2 protein-coding genes and 1 pseudogene are annotated in these 4,238 nt (G+C 75.2%); 1 reads left to right on the forward strand and 2 read right to left on the reverse strand.

All coding sequences use genetic code 11. The annotated features are described in order from the left end of the window. Nucleotides 1-2,079: pseudogene (locus tag EBH09_RS30955) on the forward strand (ATP-binding protein); the annotation flags it as partial. Nucleotides 2,080-2,091: 12 nt separating this feature from the next. On the opposite strand, the gene pcaD reads toward EBH09_RS30955, so the two are convergent. Together pcaD and EBH09_RS30965 are read right to left on the reverse strand one after the other, a co-directional pair. After that, entirely contained in the window at nucleotides 2,092-3,225 is a 1,134-nt protein-coding gene (pcaD, locus tag EBH09_RS30960; protein ID WP_121750173.1) for a 3-oxoadipate enol-lactonase, read from the reverse strand. Between the two features lie 2 nt (nucleotides 3,226-3,227). Next, the coding region (locus tag EBH09_RS30965; RefSeq protein ID WP_121750174.1) for a lyase family protein at nucleotides 3,228-4,238 on the reverse strand (1,011 nt) is incomplete at its 5' end.

Below are 4,238 nucleotides of genomic sequence, written 5' to 3' on the forward strand. Positions count from 1 at the left end.
GACGCGGCCTCCGCCGCGGGCCGGCCCCTCGCCCCGCTGAACGCCCTCACCCCCGCCGCGACGGCCGGTCTCACCCGCGCCACGCTGGGCGGCCACGCCGACGCCGCGTTCTGCCGCGAGGTGTGGGCCGTCACCGGCGGCAACCCGTACGAGACCGTCGAACTCCTCGCCAAGGTCCAGGACAGCGAACTGGAACCGGTCGAGTCGCAGGCCGCCGAACTGCGCGACCTGAACCGCTCGGCCCGTGGCGGCGGGCTCGTCGCCCGCCTGGAGTAACTCGGCGTCGACTCCACCCGGTTCGCCTGGGCGGCCGCCATTCTCGGCGGCGGCATCACCGTCGACATGGTGGCCCGGCTCGCCACCCTCGACCGCGGCGACGCCGCCCGCTGCGCCGAGTTGCTGTGCAGCGCCCGTATCCTCTCCGCGCCCGACCCCGCCGCCGGACAGGCAGCCGCGGACGACCTGGAGTTCGTCCACCCGCTGATCGCCACCGCCGTCTACAACTCCATCCCCGACGCGCTGCGCACGGCGATGCACGGCATAGCGGCCCAGCTGGTCACCGACTCCGGGCTCGGCGCCGCGGCCGCCTCCCGCCATCTGCTCCAGGTGTATCCCGACGACGACCAGGAAGTCGTCGAGCAGCTGCGCGAAGCAGCCCGCGAGCACCTCGCCGTCGGCGCCCCCGACGCGGCCCGCCGCTGCCTCGAACGCGCCCTCCGGGAACCGCCGTTGCCCGACACCCACGCGCGCGTCCTGTACGAGCTGGGCTGTGCCACGCTCCTCACCGCGCCCGCCACGACCATCGGCCATCTGCGCACCGCCCTCGCCATGCCCGGCCTGGACGGCGAGCAGCGCGTCAACGCGGTCTTCCGGCTCTCCGAGGCCCTGCTCCACAACGACCAGCTGGAGGAGGCCGTCCGCACCGTCCGGGCGGAGGCCGCCCGCAACCCGGACCCGTCCGTGCGGCTTCGGCTGCAGGCCGTCCAGTACATGTGGGAGGGCATCCACCCCGGCGAGACGTCCTCGCCCGGCAGGTCCGAGCGACTCGCCGAACTCGCCGGCACCTGCACCGGCCGCGACAACGCGGAGCGTGCCCTGCTCATCCTGCGCGGCTTCGACGCCATGACGCGGGGCGAGAACGCCGAAGAGGTCGTCGAGCTGTGCGACCGGGCTCTCGTCAACGGCCGCCTCGCCTCCGGGATAGGCTGGACCGACACCGAGTGGGGCCTCGAACTGCCGATGATGCTGGCCAACTCCTACGCCTACACCGACCGGCTCGACCGCGCCGAGGCACTCTTCACCGAGGCTTTGAGCACCTACGAGACCGCCGGCTGGAGCGGCGGCCACCTCGCCCTCGCGCACGCCTACGTCGGTCTCGGCCACCGCAGGCGGGGCCGGCTGAGGGAGGCCGAGAAGTCCCTGCGCGAATCACTGCGCATCGCCGAACGGGTCGGCCGCGGCCTGCCGCTGTACTGGTCCGCCACCTGCAACCTGATCGACACGCTGCTCGCCCGCGGCCACGTCGAGGAGGCCCGGTCGGTCGCCGACGCGTACGGCTTCGAGCCGCCGTACCCGTCCACGATCGTGCTGCCCGACCCGCGCCCCGTGCGGGCCCGCCTGCTGTTCGCGACCGGCCGCACCAAGGAGGGCGTCAACGAGCTGGAGACCGCCGAGAAGGCGGCGGCCGCCCGCGGCCGGCACAACCCGGTGGTGAACCCCTGGACGACCGAGCTGGCCCGGGCCCTCGCCACCGAGGACCCCGGCCGCGCCGCCCGTCTCTCCTCCGAAGCCCGCCGTCAGGCCGAGCGCTTCGGCACGGACACCGCCATAGGGGAGGCCCTGCGGTGCGCCGCCGCGCTGGAGACCGGTCAGCGCGCGGTCCGGCTCGCCGCGCAGGCCGTCGCCTACCTGGAGGCCTCACCCTGCCAGTACGAGCACGCCGCCGCCCGCGTGGAGTACGGCATCGCGGCCCGCTCGGAGGCCGAGCTGAACCGCGGCCTCGTGCTGGCGGACTCGTGCGGCGCCGACGGACTGGTGGCGCGGGCCCGCGAGGCACTGGCCGCGGGGCAGGTGGGCTGAGGTCGGCCGAGCTCAGCGGGCCGTGGCCTCCTCCTCGGCGCTGCGGTCCTCCTCGGCCAGCACCCGCTGGGCCGCCGCGAACGCCGAGTTCGCCGCCGGCACCCCGCAGTACACCGCCGTCTGCAGCAGCACCGCGCCGATCTCGTCCGGTGTCAGCCCGTTGCGCCGCGCCGCCCGCACGTGCATGGCCAGCTCCTCGTAGTGGCCGTGCGCGACCAGCGCCGTCAGCGTGATCATGCTGCGTTCGCGGCGCGAGAGGGTCTCGTCCGTCCAGATCTCACCCCAGGCATAGCGCGAGATGAAGTCCTGAAAGCGGGCGGTGAACGAGGTCTGCCGCCCCTGCGCCCGGTCCACGTGGGCGTCCCCGAGCACCTCGCGCCGCACCGCCATGCCCCGTCTCGCGCCACCGTCGAAGTGCGCCCGCAGCGCCGTCAGCACCGCCTCGGGCCGCTCCGCCGGCGCCAGGTGCGAGGCCCCCGGCAGCTCGGTCAGCGTCGCCTCCGGCACCGCGTCGGCGATCTCCCGCAGATGCGCGGGCGGAGTCGCCGGGTCCTGGCGGCCCGCGATCAGCAGCGTCGGCGCGGAGATCTCGCCGAGCCGGTCCCGCAGGTCGAAGGCGGCCAGCGCGTCACAGCAGGCGGCGTACGCCCCCGGGTCGGCGTCCCGATGGTCCCGGACCAGCCCCGGCACGGTGAACCCGGGCGTGAACCACCGGCCGTCCGCCCCGTCCGCGAGCTTCGCGACCCCTTCCGCGCGCACCGTCGCCGCCCGCTCCTCCCACGCCTTCGCACCGTTGAAGTGCGCCGACGAACAGAGGACGGCCAGCGACGACACCCGCTCCGGATGGTGCACGGCCAGGTGCAGACCCACCGCGCCCCCCAGCGACACCCCGGCGTAGGCGAACCGTTCCACCCCGAGCGAGTCGGCGAGCGCGAGCACCAGGCCGGCGAGGTCGCCGACGGTGGCTCCCGGCCCGATCAGCTCCGCCGCCGAACCTCCGTGCCCCGGCAGGTCCCAGCGGATCACCCGGTGCCCGATGGACAGCTCGGGCGCCACCTTGTCCCACAGTGCGTACGAGGTGCCCAGCGAGGGCCCGAGCAGCAGCGGGGGAGCGGAGGCGGGGCCCTCGGTCAGGTGGTTGAGCATGGTCAACGTCGCTCCAGAGCGCGGTCGGTCAGGGCTCCGGCGGAGCCGGTGTAACGGGTGGGATCGGTCAGCGCGTCGAGGTCGACGCCGGACAACTCCGGTACCTCGGCGAGCAGTTCGCCCAGGGTGCGGTCCTCGGCGTACGCCCGCCGGGCGAGTTCGGTCAGCAGCCCCCTGGCGCGGGCCCGCCCGAGCAGCGGTGCCAGTTCGGCGGAGAGCCGCTCGGACACGATCAGTCCGTGCGTGAGGCCGAGGTGCGCGCGCATCGCGTCCGGACGCACTCGCAGTCCCTCGGTCAGTCCGGCGGCGTCGCGGGCGGCACCGCCGGCCAGCCGCAGCAGGTCCCGCAGCGGCTCCCACTCGGCGTGCCAGGCCCCGGCCGGCCGCTCGTCGTCCGCGACCAGCGAGCCGTACAGCGTGGCCGCGAGCTGCGGCGCGCGCCGGGCGGCCGACGCGATGAGGGTGGCGCGCACGGGGTTGGCCTTGTGCGGCATCGCCGACGACCCGCCACCGCTGCCCTCGGCGACCTCGCCGATCTCGGTGCGGGAGAGCGTCAGCACGTCGGCGGCGATCTTCCCGAGCGCCCCGGCCGCGAAGGCGAGGCATCCGGCCAGGTCGGCGACCGGGGTGCGCAGCGTATGCCAGGGCAACGCGGGCGCCCGCAGACCGAGTTCACGGGCGTACGCCGCCGGCAGCTCGACGGGGTCGGTAGCGCCGTACGCTCCGAAGGCGGCCAGGGTGCCAGCGGCGCCGCCGAGTTGGGCGGGCAGCGCGTCGCGTGCGGCGGTGATCCGGTCCCGTGCGTCGAGAACCAGCGTGCGCCACCCTGCCGCCTTCAGCCCGAAGGTGGTCGGCACGGCGTGCTGGGTGAGTGTCCGGCCCGGCATCGCCGTGTCCCGGTGCTCGGCGGCCAGCCGGGCCAGCGCCCTTTCGGTGCGGGCGAGGTCGGGGAGCAGCAGGTCCAGAGCGCGGGCGGCGACCAGCATCGTCGCCGTGTCCAGGATGTCCTGGCT

The organism is Streptomyces sp. E2N166 (assembly GCF_003671715.1).
GTDB lineage: Bacteria > Actinomycetota > Actinomycetes > Streptomycetales > Streptomycetaceae > Streptomyces > Streptomyces thinghirensis.

Excerpts from the sequence above, each read along its gene's own strand:
- pcaD (WP_121750173.1), bottom strand. The coding sequence starts at position 3,225 with ATGCTCAACCACCTGACCGAGGGCCCCGCCTCCGCTCCCCCGCTGCTG.